The organism is Pseudomonas silesiensis (genome assembly GCF_001661075.1).
Classification (GTDB): Bacteria; Pseudomonadota; Gammaproteobacteria; order Pseudomonadales; family Pseudomonadaceae; genus Aquipseudomonas; species Aquipseudomonas silesiensis.
The window spans coordinates 3,815,903-3,832,546 of sequence record NZ_CP014870.1; the positions used below are offsets into that span (position 1 = coordinate 3,815,903).

General features: G+C 60.9%; 17 protein-coding genes. 8 read left to right on the top strand and 9 right to left on the bottom strand.

Annotated features, from left to right (window positions below; all coding sequences use genetic code 11):
- Positions 1–5: 5 nt before the first annotated feature.
- From PMA3_RS16915 to PMA3_RS16925, 3 genes are read left to right on the top strand one after another with little or no spacing between them, the layout of a single operon-like run.
- The gene (locus PMA3_RS16915) at positions 6–659 is read left to right on the top strand and encodes an alginate O-acetyltransferase AlgF (RefSeq protein ID WP_064678247.1); all 654 of its coding nucleotides are present in this window, start codon (positions 6–8) and stop codon (positions 657–659) included.
- A complete protein-coding gene (locus PMA3_RS16920) occupies positions 656–1,645 on the top strand; it encodes an alginate O-acetyltransferase AlgX-related protein (protein WP_064678248.1) in 990 nt (329 codons plus the stop codon). Before PMA3_RS16915 ends, PMA3_RS16920 begins: the two co-directional genes overlap by 4 nt.
- Positions 1,612–2,505 (top strand): alpha-amylase family protein, encoded by an 894-nt coding sequence (locus tag PMA3_RS16925; RefSeq protein WP_082930352.1) that lies wholly within the window; start codon positions 1,612–1,614, stop codon positions 2,503–2,505. Before PMA3_RS16920 ends, PMA3_RS16925 begins: the two co-directional genes overlap by 34 nt.
- A 187-nt stretch (positions 2,506–2,692) precedes the next feature.
- Here the strand turns inward: PMA3_RS16925 and PMA3_RS16930 are convergent, their stop codons facing one another.
- The 6 genes from PMA3_RS16930 to PMA3_RS16955 all read right to left on the bottom strand — a co-directional run bounded on the left by PMA3_RS16930 (position 2,693) and on the right by PMA3_RS16955 (position 8,034).
- The gene (locus PMA3_RS16930; protein ID WP_064678250.1) at positions 2,693–3,901 is read right to left on the bottom strand and encodes a patatin-like phospholipase family protein; all 1,209 of its coding nucleotides are present in this window, start codon (positions 3,899–3,901) and stop codon (positions 2,693–2,695) included.
- Between the two features lie 493 nt (positions 3,902–4,394).
- Positions 4,395–4,865 (bottom strand): cupin domain-containing protein, encoded by a 471-nt coding sequence (locus tag PMA3_RS16935; protein WP_064678251.1) that lies wholly within the window; start codon positions 4,863–4,865, stop codon positions 4,395–4,397.
- A gap of 241 nt (positions 4,866–5,106) precedes the next feature.
- Entirely contained in the window at positions 5,107–5,523 is a 417-nt protein-coding gene (locus PMA3_RS16940) for an organic hydroperoxide resistance protein (RefSeq protein ID WP_064678252.1), read from the bottom strand.
- Between the two features lie 512 nt (positions 5,524–6,035).
- On the bottom strand, positions 6,036–6,407 hold the full coding sequence (locus tag PMA3_RS16945; RefSeq protein ID WP_064678253.1) for a hypothetical protein: 372 nt from the start codon (positions 6,405–6,407) through the stop codon (positions 6,036–6,038).
- Positions 6,398–6,904, bottom strand: coding sequence for a DUF2269 family protein (locus PMA3_RS16950; RefSeq protein ID WP_064678254.1), 507 nt, complete (start codon positions 6,902–6,904; stop codon positions 6,398–6,400). The genes PMA3_RS16945 and PMA3_RS16950 overlap by 10 nt, the downstream gene beginning before the upstream one ends.
- 2 nt (positions 6,905–6,906) lie before the next feature.
- Positions 6,907–8,034 carry a saccharopine dehydrogenase family protein gene (locus PMA3_RS16955; RefSeq protein ID WP_064678255.1) on the bottom strand — a complete coding sequence of 376 codons (1,128 nt, stop codon included), beginning with the start codon at positions 8,032–8,034 and terminating at the stop codon, positions 6,907–6,909.
- Positions 8,035–8,258: 224 nt separating this feature from the next.
- Between PMA3_RS16955 and PMA3_RS16960 the strand changes: the two genes are divergently transcribed.
- Positions 8,259–8,777, top strand: a complete 519-nt coding sequence (locus PMA3_RS16960) for a hypothetical protein (protein WP_064678256.1) — start codon at positions 8,259–8,261, stop codon at positions 8,775–8,777.
- Positions 8,778–9,089: 312 nt separating this feature from the next.
- On the top strand, positions 9,090–9,392 hold the full coding sequence (locus PMA3_RS16965; RefSeq protein WP_064680728.1) for a DUF7693 family protein: 303 nt from the start codon (positions 9,090–9,092) through the stop codon (positions 9,390–9,392).
- On the opposite strand, the gene PMA3_RS16970 is transcribed toward PMA3_RS16965, so the two are convergent.
- Together PMA3_RS16970 and PMA3_RS16975 are read right to left on the bottom strand one after the other, a co-directional pair.
- Positions 9,376–10,650, bottom strand: coding sequence for a glucarate dehydratase family protein (locus PMA3_RS16970; protein WP_064678257.1), 1,275 nt, complete (start codon positions 10,648–10,650; stop codon positions 9,376–9,378). The two genes, PMA3_RS16965 and PMA3_RS16970, sit on opposite strands and share 17 nt — an antisense overlap.
- The gene (locus tag PMA3_RS16975; protein WP_064678258.1) at positions 10,647–12,041 is read right to left on the bottom strand and encodes an MFS transporter; all 1,395 of its coding nucleotides are present in this window, start codon (positions 12,039–12,041) and stop codon (positions 10,647–10,649) included. Before PMA3_RS16975 ends, PMA3_RS16970 begins: the two co-directional genes overlap by 4 nt.
- A gap of 106 nt (positions 12,042–12,147) precedes the next feature.
- Here PMA3_RS16975 and PMA3_RS16980 point away from each other — a divergent pair, with 106 nt between their 5' ends.
- Positions 12,148–13,050, top strand: a complete 903-nt coding sequence (locus tag PMA3_RS16980) for a LysR family transcriptional regulator (RefSeq protein WP_064678259.1) — start codon at positions 12,148–12,150, stop codon at positions 13,048–13,050.
- 112 nt (positions 13,051–13,162) lie between these two features.
- On the opposite strand, the gene PMA3_RS16985 is transcribed toward PMA3_RS16980, so the two are convergent.
- Complete coding sequence (locus PMA3_RS16985) at positions 13,163–14,056, bottom strand: LysR family transcriptional regulator (RefSeq protein ID WP_064678260.1); 894 nt, start codon at positions 14,054–14,056, stop codon at positions 13,163–13,165.
- A 92-nt stretch (positions 14,057–14,148) separates the two neighbouring features.
- Here PMA3_RS16985 and PMA3_RS16990 point away from each other — a divergent pair, with 92 nt between their 5' ends.
- Both PMA3_RS16990 and PMA3_RS16995 read left to right on the top strand, forming a co-directional pair.
- Positions 14,149–15,591 (top strand): aldehyde dehydrogenase family protein, encoded by a 1,443-nt coding sequence (locus PMA3_RS16990; RefSeq protein WP_064678261.1) that lies wholly within the window; start codon positions 14,149–14,151, stop codon positions 15,589–15,591.
- 13 nt (positions 15,592–15,604) lie between these two features.
- Complete coding sequence (locus PMA3_RS16995) at positions 15,605–16,591, top strand: dipeptidase (RefSeq protein ID WP_064680729.1); 987 nt, start codon at positions 15,605–15,607, stop codon at positions 16,589–16,591.
- The last annotated feature ends 53 nt before the right edge of the window (positions 16,592–16,644 follow it).

Sequence of the window (16,644 nt, forward strand, 5' to 3'; positions counted from 1 at the left end):
CTGACATGAACGTTAGCGTTTTTTTGTGGCTGGGTCTTGGCCTGGTCTCGACAGGGGCACAAGCCGCCCCTGAAATTGCCCGGCTGTACGCGCCCACACTGCCCGAAGGTTCCGCCTGGGTACGGGTGGTCAATCCCGCCGATACTTCCATGCAGGTCCGGGTAGGCCAAGGCGCGACCCTGGCCCTTTCCGCCCAGGCCGACGTGGCCAGCCCGTTCCAGGTCGTGGACTCGCAACAGCCGATTGACGTCACCGTCAATGGTCGCGAGATCAAAGGCCTGACCGCACCGAAAGGCGCCTGGGTTACGCTGATTCTCGACAGCAACCCGGCACGGGCCCCACGGCTGGTCATCGATCCGCCACTACGCGGTAAAGACCTGCGCGCCGAACTCAACTTTTATAACTTGAGCAGCGGCTGTGAACAGGCCGAGATCCAGCTGGCCAATGGCGCCCCGGTATTCAAGCAGGTGCCGTTCAACGGACAAGCCCAGCGCACGATCAACCCGGTGCAGGCGACCTTGGTTGCCAGCTGCAACCAGCACCGCAGCCTGCCGATGAAACTGGCGCCCTTCAAGGCCGGTGATCGCTATAGCCTGTTCCTGATCGGTTCCCCTCAGGCGCCACGTTTGATTGGCCTTGTCGACCAGGCTGCGCCATGATCCGCTCATTCGAACCGCTGCGCTTTATCCATCGCTCGTCGTTTCCCGGCATCGTCGCCGGCCTGCTGCTAGGCTTGTCGGGCACCGGCGTGCAAGCGGCATCGGCGGTGATCACCGGTGATGGCGGCTGGCTGTTCCCGGCCTGGGAAAGCCTGAGCAAGGTCGATAACCCCGGCACCACCCGCAACGTTGCGCTGGTGAAACAACTTCAGCAGCAACTTGCGCGCCAACACATCGGGTTAATCGTGTTGGTGGTGCCGATGAAGGCACCGTTTTATGCCCGGCGCCTGCCCGCCGGTCAGCCTTTGAGCGCCGCCGTCATGCAGCGCTATGACCACTTGCAGGTTGACCTGACCCAAGCGGGCCTGACCACGCTGAACATCAAGCCGATTCTGCAACGGACCGAGCAAGGCCAGCAGACGGCGTTTTACCGCGCCGATTATCACTGGACCGCCTGGAGTGCCGAAAACACCGCCGACGCCACGGCGCAACTGATCTCGCAGCGATATGGCCTGTCGGGTGAAACCGGCGGCGGCGCGGCGCTGGGCGAGTGGTTCGACCGACGCGCGTTCGGTGACCTGGCGAGCAACTTCCTGCCGGCGATCAAGCGCAAAGCCATTGGTCGCGATATCTACACCGTTCGCCATCAGGCAGAGAAAGACCTGCTGATCGACGACGTGCCAGCCCCGGTCCAAGTGATCGGCAACAGTTTTGTCCAGCCGTACCTGGGTTTTACCCAGAAGCTGTCCAACGCTCTGGACCGACCCGTCGCACTGACCTGGAACCCCGGCGATGTCGGCCCGTGGGCTACGCTGCTGCAATACCTGGAGTCGCCGGATTTTGCGCAACACAAGCCGCAAGTCATCGTCTGGCAATTCAATGAAGGCCAGTTCCACCTAGGTCCTGATGCAGCCGCCAACTGGAATGCAAAAGGCGTCATCCCGCCGGGCCAATGGCATCAGCGCATCGAGAAGGCACTGCAGTGAGGATTTTCGGCTACACCGCCAGTCGCGCAGCCCTTGCGGCCCTGTCGCTCGCCGTCCTCCTCGGCGCGGGTGTCGGCTTGCTCTACGTGACGAGTACCAAGGCCCTGGCACCGGGGATCGTCGGCATCGTCTGGCAGCCGGACAACAAGACCGTCGGCATCAATGGCAACTGGGAAAAACTGGGCGCTCGGGAACTGTTGGTGCAATGGACGGTGGTCGACGACCAGGCCTTCATTCCCGACAGCGGCTTGCCCAGCGTCCCTGTCCTGCCCGATTGGGCGCGCATCGCCAAGGCGCCCTGGGCCCAGGATGTCATCCTCGGGCTGGCCGGTTATTTCAGCGAGAACCGCTCACGGGACAACATCGAACAACTGGCGGCGGTCTCGGAACGCATCGCCAGGTTGCCGACGCCACTGCACGTCACCGGCTGGTATTTCCCGGCCGAAGTCGACCCCAGCTGGACCCGCGCCAAGGAACTGCCGGCGCTGCTGGCCAAGCTGCCGCGCCCGCTGTGGATCAGTGTCTACGACGGCGCCAACATCGGCCCTGCGGCCACGGCCGACTGGCTCAAGCAATGGCTGCCGGATGACATCGGCGTGTTCTTTCAGGATGGCGTCGGCGTTTATGCGCGCACGGCACCGGTGGCCCGAACCTATGCCGACGCCCTGGCCGACCGTCTGGGCAAGGAGCGTGTGCGCATTATCGTCGAAGCCTTCCGCCCCAACTTCGGCGGCGGCTTCCGCTCCGCGACTGCGGCCGAACTCAAGACGCAGTTAGCCGCGTATGACGACTATCCGCTGTACCTGTTCGACGGTCCGCACTACGTGACACCCGAACTGGTGGAGCAATTGCAGCCCTGACGGCCCAATGCCCCTGTAGGAGCGAGCTCGCTCGCGATGGACTCAAGAGCGCCGCGTTTAACCAGCAAACACGCATTATCGTTAACGACCATCGCGAGCGAGTTCGCTCCTACAAAAAGCCGCATTAGCCCTGACGGAACGCTTCAATTTGCCGAAACCAGCCTGAGCCAAACCGGCGGCACCGGTATTACTCGTAAGGGAGCCAGAGCACCGGGCCCGGCGGCAACTTGTGCCACGGATAGCCCTTCGCGCCGAGTTCAAAGGCGTACTCGAACAAGCGCTTCATGTACTCGCCATCGAATCGATGATTGCGCGAAAAGCCGAAGTCGGTGCCGATATAGGCAAGATTGAAGTCGGCCCCATCCTGCTTCGCCATCCGGTAGATTCGATCGAGGTCGCTGATGCCCTGGGTTTGAATCAAGGCACTGATGGCTCGACCGCCAATGCTCAAGGTACGGCGCTTCGTACCGGACCACTGCGGTTCCAGCTTGCCGTTACGAATGACATAAAAGTGACGTTCATGGCGCATGGGGGCGCCCGGCACTTTGTTCATCGCCATCACGGTGCCAGGCGGGTAGAGGAACATCTGGGTGATGACGCCGCCATCCACGTGCATTTCCTGGAACAGTTTGCCGTCGACTTCTACATCGATCATGACCGGGGAAACGGCGCCGGGAATGCTCATCGAGGCGACCATGATGTTGCGAAACAGCTCGAGCGCCCCCGGCGCCTGGCTGGCGGCGATAGTGCCCATGTTCCAGGTGACAGGCCGCGCGCAATCAAGGTCGGTGGTACCGATCATCAGGATTCGGCCCTTGGCATATTCCGCCGCGATCTGCGCCAGCACCTCGGGCGTGATGTACTTCGCGATGAGCCGCGCCAGTGGCTTGCTGTCGGCCACTCCGTCGCTGGCAAGCCGCGTCAGGACATTACGCGAACGGAAAATGTCCTTCGGCCCGACGGCGTTGCAGATATGCTGGATGACTGCATCGTACTGCGGCCCCAGGAACGCAAACGGGGCGACCAGGGCGCCGGCGCTGATGCCCGTGACAATCTTGAACACCGGACGGGTGCCATGCAGGGTCCACCCCGCAATGAGCCCCGCGGCAAAGGTGCCGGCGTCGCCGCCACCGGAAATGGCCAGCATGCTTGCCAGCGGCAGGATGGTGTCCGGCCTGCCGGTTGCCATGAGCGCCTCATGCTCTCTCTTGTTGGATGCAATGGCATCCTGAATGAACGGGCTCAGGTCCTGGTCCATCCAGTAGCGCGCATTGGGAATACCCGGTATCACCGCTTTTTCCGTTAAAGTCGGTGGCACGGCATCACGGCGTTGCAGGCATGCCTGAAGCAACATGTTCAGGGTTGAGGCACCGGGTCTGAGCTGGAACGGGTTCACAACGCCTCCTCCGGCCCCTGCATTCGACAGAGAACGCGCTCATCCTGTTATTCGTTGAGATGTCCTTGCCGGTGGTGCCCGAGATGGCTATTTGCAAGCTCAGCGCGACACCTGGTTCAAACGTCCAGTCACTTATCTTGCGCCCCTTTACGAGAGAAACAAATACGTTGGCCGCGTCCCGGGATGTCTGGGCAAAACCTTTGCAATGCAGGTCACCGTGTCTGCCGGCTTCGCAGCGATGCTGATCTTCGACACCCGTCTACCCTGATCGATGCGCTGGAACAGTGACAGGCGCCGACGATCGGCAAATGGATTTCAGCGGTCACAAGACGTCACTTGAAATGCTGCTCCTGTGGGAGCGAGCTTGCTCGCGAAGAGGACCTGACATTCAACATTGATGATGCTGAAAGACTGCTATCGTCGGAACGCCGCCCGGAGCAAGCCCCCCATCGACTGCGTTTACCGACTGACATTGGTGGCCAATCATCGCCGCTTACTTGGACAACTCCACAGCCGGCACGCCTTTCTTCACGATATAGGTCGCCAGCTCCGACGCCTTGCCTGTACCGACGTTCTTCGCGACATGCGCAGTGCCAGCGGGGATATACAGGGATTCACCGGCCTTGAGCGTTACCGGCGGCTGTCCCTCGAGCTGATACTCGAACGTGCCCTCCAGGACGTAGGCAACCTCCACACCGGGGTGGGAATGCTTGGGCGATGACACACCCGGATCGATATCAACCAGTACCTGAACCACCTCACGCCCGGAAACATCCAGGTCGCGCTTCAACAGGTCCGTGCGGTGGATCCCGGTTTGCCAGCTTTTTGCCGGCTGCGACGCTTGGCCGGCTTCAGCGGGAGCCTTCGATTCTTGAGCTTGGGAAACGCCGGCGAAGGCAGTGAACGCCAGGCTGGCGGCAATGGCCAGCAGGCCAGTGGTGTTGCGAAAGTTGATACGGGACATCGCATTTCTCCAGGGATTACACGGCAAGGCCGCGCCAGGTTTGCCGCGGTTGCGGTGGCTCTATTGGGAGGCCGCCGTGTATCGCGCAAGTGTCGCCAAACCCATGGTTTTGTATGCGAAGGTAGCTGTCGGGGCGGTGGATACGTACCGATACAAATCGCAGCAGCGTATCGACTTGCCTGCCCATCAATTCATCGCGAGGGTGAAGCGCCGGCTTCACCCTTGCGACGACAGTTCAGGTTCAGGCCAGGTTGATCTCGACCTCGATATTGCCCCGCGTGGCCTTGGAGTACGGACACAATTGATGGCCTTTATCCACCAGCTTGCGGGCCGTGTCTTGGTCCATGCCCGGCAGTTTGATGTTGAGGCGGGCCTGGAGCAGATAGCCGCCCGCATTGGTGCCCAGGTCAACTTCGGCATCGATGCTCAGGTCAGGCGGAAGCTTGACCTGCATTTCGCGCGCCGCCACCTGCATTGCACCAATGAAGCAGGCAGACCAACCGGCGGCGAACAACTGCTCCGGATTGGTGCCGTCGCCCGGGCCGCCAGGCGACGAATGCTTGACGTCGAGACGGCCATCATCGCTGCGTGACGCGCCGTCCCGTCCACCGGTGGTGTGGACTTTGGCGGTGTAGAGTACTTTTTCGAGCTGGGACATGATGATCTCCTGATTGAAAAGGTAAAAAAACTGCCTTCGACGCACATCCCGATCGAGTCGCCTCTAAGGGGGGTGGGTGAAGACGTCGTTTACGCGCGCTCAGGTGAATCGCAAAGCTCGCCTGCTCATCGGATCAGGCCTGGCTTGGCTCCTTCGTAAGAGGACAGCCGGCACGCCTCGCATCATGGATTTGCCGCCCGATCGGGCTTGTCCATAAACCGTAACGCGCCGGATCTCTCACTATAGTTCGTGTCAGTGCGTCTATCGGGTTGCCGGTCGCCTGCCGGTCTCGCTCCCACAGGGGGGGTGCGGGTGTCCGGGAGATTTGCGCCTGGCACCGTCCCAATGTGGGAGCGAGCTTGCTCGCGATCGCGGTCCGTCAGTCGCCGCGATGTTGAATGTGCCGCCGTCTTCGCGAGCAAGCTCGCTCCCACAGGTGACTGATGGTGTCGGCGAGATTGCGCCGGACACCGTCCCAATGTGGGAGCGAGTTTGCTCCGGGCGGCACTCGATCACCTGCGCGGCGACTGCATGCGCGCTAGACGCTGCGGCCAGTTCCCACCATTGGCACGCTGACATTCTTCTTCGGAATCGAACTGCACATGGGCCGAGACCGGACTGAGCAGAACCTGCGCTTCGCTCAACGCTTGAGCGGTCAGTTCAATCATGCGTCCACCCTGCCCGCTCGCCAGTGCCTGATTCTTTTGCGTCTGCGTCTCGAACACCCAGACCACCCTCAGACTGGAAGGAAATTCGGCATAGTCGATCTCGTGGGTCAGCCAGGCGAAACCGACCAGCTCCGCCTTGGCCGTCTCGCACGCCTCGGTGAGAGTGGCGACCAGTCGCCGTTCTATGTGCGCCTGCTCGCGTTTGCTTAAACCCATGATTGAATTCCCAGCATCCCAACCATTTGCGCCGGCGTCATTTTTGTCACCATCATCATCACAATCACGAACATCCCCGTAAAACCGACAATCCCCAGCCAGAACCATTTGTTGTAAACCGACCGATATTCATCGTTCAGATCCTGCCCTGTGTCGACCGCATTCAACGCCATGGCATGAAGTCGCTTCTGTAACACTAACACCGGAAGCCAAAGCGAACCGACGCACAGGAAGATGATCAACGAGGTCAGGATCCATTCCGTGGTCAATGGCAGTCCAGACAGCTGCATCAGCAGGTAGCCAGTCGCGATCTGAATCAAGCCAGCCGGCGTGGTAATCCAGGTGTCGAACCGCACGACCATTCTGGCCACGTGGGCGATCACTTGAGGATTGGCTGTGCGGCTGGCCGCAATCAAATACAGGTAAGAGCCCATGCCGAATCCGAACAGGAAGATCGCGGCGATGACATGAACGTATTTCAGGCACAGGTACAGCATGTTCAAGACTGCTCGTCGGAGAAGCGTACGCACAGGTGCAGGTTTGCCGGATCGTTTATGGCGGCCATGTACTCGTCGACACCGATTTCGCCCACGCAGGCCCGGGCACCGGGTTCGGGACAGTAGCCCTGGACGACTTTCGCCACCAGGGCCACGGCCGCACAGCTCGGAATCTGCGGCCCCTTGTCATTATTGGCCGTCAGTTGCGCCGTCATCGACAGCGGTTTCCCATCACTGCCCAACCCTTTGACGTCGATGTACATCGCACTTTTACCATCGCCGAAGCGCTCGAACCGGGTACCCCAGCGATGCAAGCGTGCCGCCCAGACCGCAGGGTCGCGAACCAGACCGATTCTCAGCGCTTCGGCAAGCAACCAGTTAACCACACCACCAAGCTTGAGACCCGAACCCGCCTTGAAGCTCAAGGTCCTGGCCCCATAGCGACTCGGGAAGATATCCATATCCGGCACGTCTACATTGGCCAGTACCCGTGTCCCCAGCGGCGGCATTTTACGCAGGGTAAGGTTCTGCCAACCCGACACGTCATGCACCTGGCCGTTCCTGAGTTGTTTGATGGGCTTGCCGGCGTAGGCCAGTACACCCTCGACAGTGGACAGACCCGGCATCTTGGCCGATGAAGAAATGCCATGCTCGATCGAGTCGATGTGCTGAAAACGGTGGCGATACTCGTCGATGATGGCGGATGACAGCGTCGGCACCGAGCTGCAACCACTGAGGATGACAACGCCTGCCTGCTTTGCTCGTTCGTCGAGTGCATCGATACCATTGACGAAGGTGCGACAGTCAGACAGGTCGCAGTAATTCACTCCGGCGGCGATGCAGCCTTGTGCCACTGCATAGGACTGCCCCTGAAACGGGCCGCCGGTGTGGATCACCCAGTCGATGCCCATTGCCTGCAATGTAGAGGAGAACGTTGAGTCCATGGCGTCGCCGCACCAACTTTCACAGGCTCGACCTGAGCTGGCGTGCAGCTCATTGACCTTGCGCAGCGTCTTGTGCGAATCACGCCCCGAGATCACCAGCGCGACGCCTGCCATAGCGATCAAATGCCTGCAGACGATGCTGCCGAAGTTTCCGTAGCCGCCGACCACCATTACCCTGAGTGTCATTCAACGCATCCCTGAACCATTTGATCATGCAGCCAACCCGCCCGAGAAGGGCCCGGGGAGCTTCTCTGATATCGGTCGGGCAGGCAAACAAAAACAGGGCGCGCTGCGCTAAACCATCCATTACCGACGTCGATAGTCTCCATCAACCCAATGAAGTTCTCTTAAAAACTCCGGGGCGTAACATCGCCTCCATACCAAACAACTACACCCCGGAGCACACCATCATGAAACGCCAAGTCCTTCTCAGCATCGCTTTCTCGGTTTTTGCAGTGAACGCTTTCGCCGCTACTTCTGCTCACCCGGTTGTCGCTGAAGGCGGCTCGGATCGTCTGATTGAAAGCCGTGTGGCTGAGGGTGGTTCGGATCGTTTGATCGAAAACCGCGTTGCGGCAGATGGCTCGGATCGTTTGATCGAAAATCGCGTCGCTGCCGATGGTTCGGATCGTCTGATCGAAAATCGCGTCGCTGCCGATGGTTCGGATCGTTTGATCGAAAACCGCGTTGCGGCTGATGGCTCGGATCGTCTGATCGAGAATCGCGTGGCTGCCGATGGCTCGGATCGTCTGATCGAGAATCGCGTGGCTGCCGATGGTTCGGATCGTCTGATCGAGAATCGCGTCGCTGCCGATGGTTCGGATCGTCTGATCGAGAATCGCGTCGCTGCCGATGGCTCGGATCGTTTGATCGAGAATCGTGTTGCCGAAGGTGGTTCGGATCGTTTGATCGAAAGCCGTGCGGCATAAGTGAATGATTTTACCGCGACACTCAACGAAAAACCCGGCATCGCCTGCCGGGTTTTTTTATACCTGCAATAACCTGCAGTTCATGGGATGCACGGGCAATCGCCAGATCGCCGCCTACCGTATTTAAACTATCCCTGCATACAGCCAATTGTGGAAAACGCCGAACCTGTAGGAGCCGGCCTGGCGAAGGCGTCTGCTTGGGCGCTGCAAGGCTTGAGGCCGCCTTCTATGCTCATTCAGGAAAAACGCGTTATCGTTTACGACCATCGCGAGCAAGCTTGCTCCTACAGCCCCCACCCGACGGAGATACCCGTGACAACGCTTACCGCCCGCGAGGTTTACCAATCACTGCGCGACGCCGCCCTGGGCATTCGCCCTTTGCAGCGCCTCGGTGAACAATCCGGGCCTGGCTTGGTGCAGGTCGATATCGAGGGCTGGCGCCTGACCCTCGACGTCGACAGCAACCATTTGCGTCATTGCCAGCGCTGCCAGAGCCCGGACGGCCGCGAGGGCGTGTTCGACGGCTGGCAACGCACCGACCCTGTCAGTCTGCTCAGCACCTGGGAGCTGGCGCAGATCGAACGTCTGCTGGCTGAGCTCAAAACCGCGGTTTGATCGCCTTCCACTCCGGCTTGTAACGCTGCATCTGCTTCACGTCGTCGCGCTGGCGAATGCCGCAGGTCAGGTATTGGTCGTGCAGCTTGCCCAATTGGTCGTGATCCAGTTCCAGCCCCAACCCCGGTGCGCGGGTGATCTTCACGCAACCGTCGACGATCGGCAGCTTGCCGCCCTTGATCACCTCTTCATCGGGCTCCTGCCAGGGGTAATGGGTGTCGCAGGCATAATCGAGGTTGGGCACTGAAGCGGCGAGATGCGCCATGGCCATCAGGCTGATGCCCAGGTGCGAGTTGGAATGCATCGACACGCCCAGGCCAAAGGTCTGACACATTTTCGCCAGCGCCTGGGTGTCGCGCAGGCCACCCCAGTAATGGTGGTCGGCAAGCACGATCTGCACGCTGTTCAAGGCGACGCTGCGGCGAAATTCATCAAAGTCGGTGACCACCATGTTCGTCGCCAGCGGCAGCCCGGTGCGCTTGTGCAGTTCTGACATGCCGTCCAGGCCCGGCGTCGGGTCTTCGTAATATTGCAGGTCGTCGCCGAGCAATTCGGCCATGCGAATCGAGGTTTCCAGCGACCAGTTGCCGTTCGGGTCGATGCGCAGCGGGTAACCGGGAAACGCTTTTTTCAGCGCCTTGATGCACGACACTTCGTGTTCGGGCGGCAGCGTGCCGGCCTTGAGCTTGATGCTCTTGAAGCCATAGGTCTCGATCATGCGGCGGGCCTGGGCGACGATCTGCGCTTCGTTCAGGGCTTCGCCCCAATTGTCCGGCTTGTAGGGCGAGTCGACGTGTTGGGCGTACTTGAAGAACAGATAGGCGCTGAACGGAATCTGGTCGCGGATCGCACCGCCCAGCAAATCCACCAAGGGCACATTCAACGAATGCGCCTGCAAATCCAGAAACGCCACTTCAAACGCCGAGTAGGCGTTGCTCACCGCTTTGCTCGCATGGGAGCCCGGGGCCAATTCCGCACCGGCGATGCTCGCGGGCTTGTTCGCCGCCACGGTGGCCTGGACGATGCTGCGCAGTTGATTGAGATTGAACGGATCGAGGCCGATCAGTTGCGATTGCAGTTGCTGCTGGATCGCCAGCGCCGGGGCGTCGCCGTAGCTCTCCCCCAGCCCGATGTAGCCATTGTCGCTTTCGATCTCGATGATCGAGCGCAGCGCAAAGGGTTCGTGAATACCGCTGGCGTTGAGCAGCGGCGGGTCACGGAAGGCGATGGGGGTGACGGTTACTCGTTTGATTTTCAAGAGGCTGCTCCCTTTGCATCAGGTTTCATAGCGTGATTTAGAACATGTTGTGGGGTCGCGTTGTCGGCGGCTTTACCGTTCGGCGCGCGAGGGGCGTCACCACGGGGCGCGGTGCGGGCGAAGAAGATCACCACCGCCGCCACCAGCGAGGTGCCCGCCAGGCCGTACAACCCGCCTTCGATGGAACCGGTGGTCTGCTCCAGGAAACCGAACGCGGTCGGGGCCACGAAGCCGCCTAGGTTGCCGATGGAGTTGATCAGGGCGATCACCGCCGCGGCAATGCGCGCATCCAGATAGCCTTGGGGAATCGGCCAGAACAGTGCCGAGGCGGCCTTGAACCCAATGGCGGCGAAGCAGATGGCGACGAAGGCGAAGACCGGCCCGCCGGTGGTCGACATGAACATGCCGAACGCGGCAATCACCAGGGTCACCGCGACCCAGGCCTGCTGGTGTTTCCACTTGCTGGCCATGGCGGCGAAGCCGTACATCGCAATGATGGAAATGATCCACGGGATCGAGTTGAACAGGCCGACCTGGAAGTCGCCAAGGTTGCCCATTTTCTTGATCATGCTCGGCAGCCAGAACGTGGCACCGTAAATGGTCAGGGCGATGGAAAAGTAGATGAAGCAAAACAACGCGATCTGCCTGTCCGCCAGCAGCTTGAACATCGAGGGCTTGACGGTCTGCACCGCTTCGCGAGCCTGTTGTTCCAGGGCGATGGCGCCGACCAGGGCATCCTTCTCTTCGACGCTGAGCCATTTCGCTTCCCGCGGATGGGATTGCAGCCAGAACCAGACAAACCCGCACAGCACGATGGAGGCAAAGCCTTCGATCAGGAACATCCACTGCCAGCCGTGCAGGCTCATCCCGCTGACGTTGAGCAGCGCGCCGGACACCGGACCGGAGATCACCGAGGCAATGGCCGAGCCGCTGAGAAAGATCGCCATCGCCTTGCCGCGTTCAGTCGACGGCAGCCATTGAGTGAAGTAGTAAATGATGCCGGGAAAAAAACCGGCTTCGGCTGCACCGAGGATGAAGCGCAGCACATAGAAACTGGTTTCGCCGCGGACAAAGGCCATGGCCATGGCGGCCGCGCCCCAGGTGAACATGATGCGCGTCAGCCAGGCGCGGGCACCGTAGCGTTGCAGCAGCATGTTGGAGGGCACTTCGAAGATCGCGTAACCGATGAAGAACAGCCCGGCACCCAGGCCATAGGCCGCCGCGCCGATGCCGAGGTCGGTTTCCAGGTGGCTGCGCACGAAGCCGATGTTGACCCGGTCGATGTAGTTGACGATGAACATCACCACGAACAGCGGCATTACGTGGCGCTTGACCTTGGCCGCTGCGCGGGCGAGCACATGCGGATCCGGCGGACTCTGGAGGGTATTCAAGGGGCGACTCCCGATCGTTGTTTTTTTAGGGGCAGGCCGATGATGGACGCCGACATTGATCCCGTCTAATCTAACTTGGCATTCGATTGATACCTGGATTAGATCAATGTTCGAGCTAACTCAACTGCGCTGCTTCACCACGGTGGCGACCGAACTCAACTTCCGTCGCGCCGCCGAACGCCTGAACATGACCCAGCCGCCTCTCAGTCGACAGATTCAACTGTTGGAGCATCACCTCGGCGTCGAGCTGTTCACCCGCACCACCCGCAGCGTCGCCCTGACCGCTGCCGGGCGGGCGTTTTTCATCGAAGCGCAAAACCTGCTGGAGCGGGCGCAGCAAGCCGCCGTCACCGCCCGGCGTTTTGCCGAGGGCGATATCGGCTCGGTCAATATCAGCTTCGTCGGCAGCGCGGTGTATGAGTTCCTGCCGAAGGTCATCACCGAAGCCCGCCTCAAGCAGCCCCATGTCAAAATCGACCTGTCGGAGATGAACACCTACCAACAACACGAAGCCTTGCGCGCTCGCCGGATCGACCTGGGTATCGTCCGCGCGCCCTTGCTGGAGCCTGGCTACGCCACCGAGTGCCTGGTGCGCGAGCCATTCGTCCTGGCCGTTCCCGACAGCCATCCCCTGGCCACTGCCGACTGCGTGTCGGTCCAGGACCTCGATGCCCAGCCTTTTCTAATGTATTCCCACGCTGCCTATCCCCCGTTCAACGAACTGCTGACCGGCATGCTGCGCTCGGCCCGCGTGGCACCGGAATACGTGCAATGGCTGGGTTCATCGCTGACCATCCTGGCCCTTGTCAACGCCGGCATGGGCCTGGCCCTGGTGCCGCGCTGCGCCACCAGTGTGGTGTTCAAGAACGTAGTTTTTCGCGACATCGACCTCGGGGAAGGCGTGCAAAGCGAGCTGCATCTGATCTGGCGCGAGAACAACGACAACCCGGCCTTTGCGATGCTGCTGGAGGGGATTCGCCGGGCGGTAAGAGAAGGTTGGGGGACATGACCCTGCAGGAGCCGGCCCGGCGAAGGCGGTCTCGAGCCTTGTAGCGGCCAGGAAGACTCCTTCGCCGGCAAGCCGGCTCCTACAGGGGTTTGGCGTTTTCCACAATTGCGCGTCAGTTTTGCATGGCCGTTATGCGCATATTCGCCTTCAAAAAACTCATCAACTCGGCCGCTGCGGGCGACAAGCTGTGACCTTTGCGGCACAGGATGCCGATCTGACGTTCCACTTTCGGCTCTGAAAGCGGCAGAAACACCAGCTGTTCATTGCCCTGGGGAAACGCCAGGGACGGCAGTGTCGTGATGCCAATGCCTTGTTCGAGCATCGCGATCAGGGAAATCATATTGGAGACGAACAGCAGGCTGCTCTCCAGCAGCCCCGCCGCCGCGGTGCCTTCGAGCAACCGCGAAGTGCCATTGCGCACCAGCGGATACGCCTGCAGGCTGGACCAGTGCAAGGCCCCGCCCGCCTCTACCAACGGGTGATCATGGCGGCAGACCACGCCGACCTGATCACTCAGGATCGGCACAAAATCAATCCGCTCATCGGGCATCCAGACACTGCTGATCGCGAAGTCCACCTGCCCCTGGAGCAACAGTTGCTGGACGCTGTCGGCATTACCGTCCTGAATGCTGATCTGCAGCTTCGGATGCTCGGCGACAAATCCCGCCAACAAATGCGGCAGCAATCGACTGGCCACCGACGGCACCGTGGCGATGCTGACCTGACCGATTTCATGCCGCGCCAGCAAACTCACCTCTCGCGCAATCCGGTCGTGATGCGCCAGCAGGTCCTGGAACAACGGCAAACAATGCTCGCCAAAGGGCGTCAGCTCGGTTTTGCCGCCTTTTTCAAAGAGGGCCTGGCCAAGCTTCTGTTCCAGCTCCCGTACCGCCAACGACAGCGCCGGCTGCGTGCGATAGGCCTGTTTGGCCGCGCCGTGAAAGCTTTTCAGCTGCGCGACCAGCACGAAATAGCGTAATTGAGTGATCTTCAGCTCGGGCAACACGGTAAGTTTTCCTTATCATTTCATTTTTATTATTAATTTTTGTTTGCAGATTAATACTCTCATGATGGGAACCACGCAATCGGAGGTTCCCCATGGCACTGCAACCCTGCAAGAACTACATCGCTGGACACTGGTGTGAAGGCCAAGCCGTTATCGCCAACCACAGCCCTTCGGATGTCGAAGACATCGTCGGCCACTATCACCAGGCCAGCGCCGAACAGACCTTTGAGGCCATCGCTGCCGCCCGTGAGGCCCAGCCACTGTGGGCAGCCACCGGCCTGGAGCAGCGGCAACAGGTGCTGATGGCCATTGGCAACGAGTTAATGGCGCGCAAGGACGAGCTGGGTGAGCTGCTCTCCCGCGAAGAAGGCAAACCGCTGGCCGAGGGCATCGGCGAAGTCAATCGCTCTGCCCAGTTCTTCCATTACTACGCCGCCGAAGTGCTGCGGCAGATGGGCGAGACGGCCGCGTCGGTGCGCCCGGGCATCGAGATTGAAGTGCAGCGCGAACCGGTCGGTGTGGTCGGCATCATCACCCCGTGGAATTTCCCGATGGCCACCGCGGCCTGGAAAATTGCCCCGGCACTGGCCTTCGGCAACGCGGTGGTGTTCAAGCCGGCCAACCTGGTGCCCGCCAGCGCCTGGGCCTTGAGCGAAATCATCAGCCGCCAGGCTTTGCCGCCCGGAACCTTCAACCTGGTGATGGGCACCGGCGGTGTCGTGGGCGAAAGCCTGATCCAGTCGCCGGATATCGACGCGCTGACCTTCACCGGCTCACTGGCCACCGGACGCCGAGTGGCGGTTGCCACGGCCGGCAACCTGGTGCGCTGCCAGCTGGAAATGGGCAGCAAGAATGCGCTGGTGGTGCTCGATGACGCTGACCTGGAAATCGCCGTGGAATGCGCGTTGAACGGTGCCTTCTTCGGTACCGGGCAAAAATGCACCGCCTCGTCGCGACTTATCGTCTGTGACGGTATCCATGACCGTTTTGTCGACGCACTGATTGCACGCATGCGTCAGCTGAAGGTCGGCCACGCCCTCGAACAAGGCGTACAGATCGGCCCGGTGGCCGAAGCCCGGCAACTGGAACAGAACCTTCAATACCTGCAACTGGCCGCGGAAGAAGGCGCCACCCTGGTCGAAGGCGGCGAGCTGCTGGCGCTGGAGCCGGCCGGGCATTACATGCGGCCGGCGCTGTTCATCAACAGCCATAACGGCATGCGCATCAACCGCGAAGAAGTCTTCGGCCCGATTGCCTGCGTGATCCGGGTCAGCGACTACGAACAGGCCCTGGCGGTCTTGAACGACACCGAGTACGGCCTCACCGCCGGGATCATCACCCAGTCGCTGCGCCATGCCAGCGATTTCAAGCGCCGCGCCCGCACCGGCTGCGTGATGGTCAACCTGCCCACCGCTGGCACCGATTACCACGTGCCGTTTGGCGGGCGCAAAAACTCGAGTTTCGGCCCGCGCGAACAAGGGCAATACGCCCGCGACTTCTACACCGTGGTCAAGACCACTTATGTGCGTCCCTGAATCGGAGATCACCATGCACGACTTATTGATGATCGATGGCCTGCAATACTCCAACTGGAACGAAGAGATCTTTCGCCAGATGCAGTCCGGCGGCCTGAGCGCGGTACACGCCACCATCGCCTACCACGAAAACGCCCGGGAGACCCTGTCGCGAATCGGCGAATGGAACCGGCGTTTCGAGACCTGGCCCGAGCTGATTCGCCCGGTGCGCGAGGCGGCGGATATTCGTCTGGCGCATCAGGAAGGCCGCGTCGGGATCTTCTTCGGCTTCCAGAATTGCTCGCCCATCGAAGACGACATCAGCCTGGTGGAAATCTTCCGCCAGCTGGGCGTGCTGATCATGCAGCTCACCTATAACAACCAGAGCCTGCTGGCCAGCGGCTGTTACGAGACCGAAGACAACGGCATCAGCCGCTTCGGCCGCCAGGTAATCAGCGAGATGAACCGCGTCGGCATGCTGATCGACATGTCCCACAGCGCCGAGCGCAGCACCCTGCAAGCCATCGAGCTGTCGAGCCGGCCGGTGATCGTGTCCCATGCCAACCCGTCGAGCTTCCACGCCGCCAAACGCAACAAATCCAACGCGGTATTGCGCGGCATCGCCGAGTCCGGCGGCCTGCTCGGTTTCAGCACTTACCCCTTCCACCTCAAGGGTGCGTCGGGCTGCACCCTCGAAGCGTTCTGCGACATGGTCGCCAATACCGCGGACTTGATGGGTGTCGAGCACATCGGCATCGGCACCGACCTGTGCCAGCAGCAACCGCTGGGGGTACTGGAGTGGATGCGCAACGGGCGCTGGAGCAAGGACAAGGATTACGGCGAAGGCTCGAAGGATAACGCCAGCTGGCCGTCACCCCTGCAATGGTTCCGCGACAGCCGCGACTTCCCGGTCATCGCCCGGGGTCTGCAAGCCCGCGGCTTCGCCGAGGACGAGGTGCGCAACATCATGGGACTCAACTGGCTACGCCTGCTGGAAAGCGCCACCACCGCACAACACTGACGCCTGATCACAACCGTGAGGACAGCATGAAAAACAACAACAATAGCGTCCCG

What these genes read in the sequence shown, in the direction of transcription:
- PMA3_RS16925 (WP_082930352.1), top strand. Translation starts at nt 1,612, where the DNA reads ATGGCATCAGCGCATCGAGAAGGCACTGCAGTGAGGATTTTCGGCTAC.
- PMA3_RS16950 (WP_064678254.1), bottom strand. Translation starts at nt 6,904, where the DNA reads ATGCTGTACCTGTGCCTGAAATACGTTCATGTCATCGCCGCGATCTTC.
- PMA3_RS16935 (WP_064678251.1), bottom strand. Translation starts at nt 4,865, where the DNA reads ATGTCCCGTATCAACTTTCGCAACACCACTGGCCTGCTGGCCATTGCC.
- PMA3_RS16960 (WP_064678256.1), top strand. Translation starts at nt 8,259, where the DNA reads ATGAAACGCCAAGTCCTTCTCAGCATCGCTTTCTCGGTTTTTGCAGTG.
- PMA3_RS16940 (WP_064678252.1), bottom strand. Translation starts at nt 5,523, where the DNA reads ATGTCCCAGCTCGAAAAAGTACTCTACACCGCCAAAGTCCACACCACC.
- PMA3_RS16995 (WP_064680729.1), top strand. Translation starts at nt 15,605, where the DNA reads ATGCACGACTTATTGATGATCGATGGCCTGCAATACTCCAACTGGAAC.
- PMA3_RS16955 (WP_064678255.1), bottom strand. Translation starts at nt 8,034, where the DNA reads ATGACACTCAGGGTAATGGTGGTCGGCGGCTACGGAAACTTCGGCAGC.
- PMA3_RS16990 (WP_064678261.1), top strand. Translation starts at nt 14,149, where the DNA reads ATGGCACTGCAACCCTGCAAGAACTACATCGCTGGACACTGGTGTGAA.
- PMA3_RS16920 (WP_064678248.1), top strand. Translation starts at nt 656, where the DNA reads ATGATCCGCTCATTCGAACCGCTGCGCTTTATCCATCGCTCGTCGTTT.
- PMA3_RS16980 (WP_064678259.1), top strand. Translation starts at nt 12,148, where the DNA reads ATGTTCGAGCTAACTCAACTGCGCTGCTTCACCACGGTGGCGACCGAA.
- PMA3_RS16915 (WP_064678247.1), top strand. Translation starts at nt 6, where the DNA reads ATGAACGTTAGCGTTTTTTTGTGGCTGGGTCTTGGCCTGGTCTCGACA.
- PMA3_RS16945 (WP_064678253.1), bottom strand. Translation starts at nt 6,407, where the DNA reads ATGGGTTTAAGCAAACGCGAGCAGGCGCACATAGAACGGCGACTGGTC.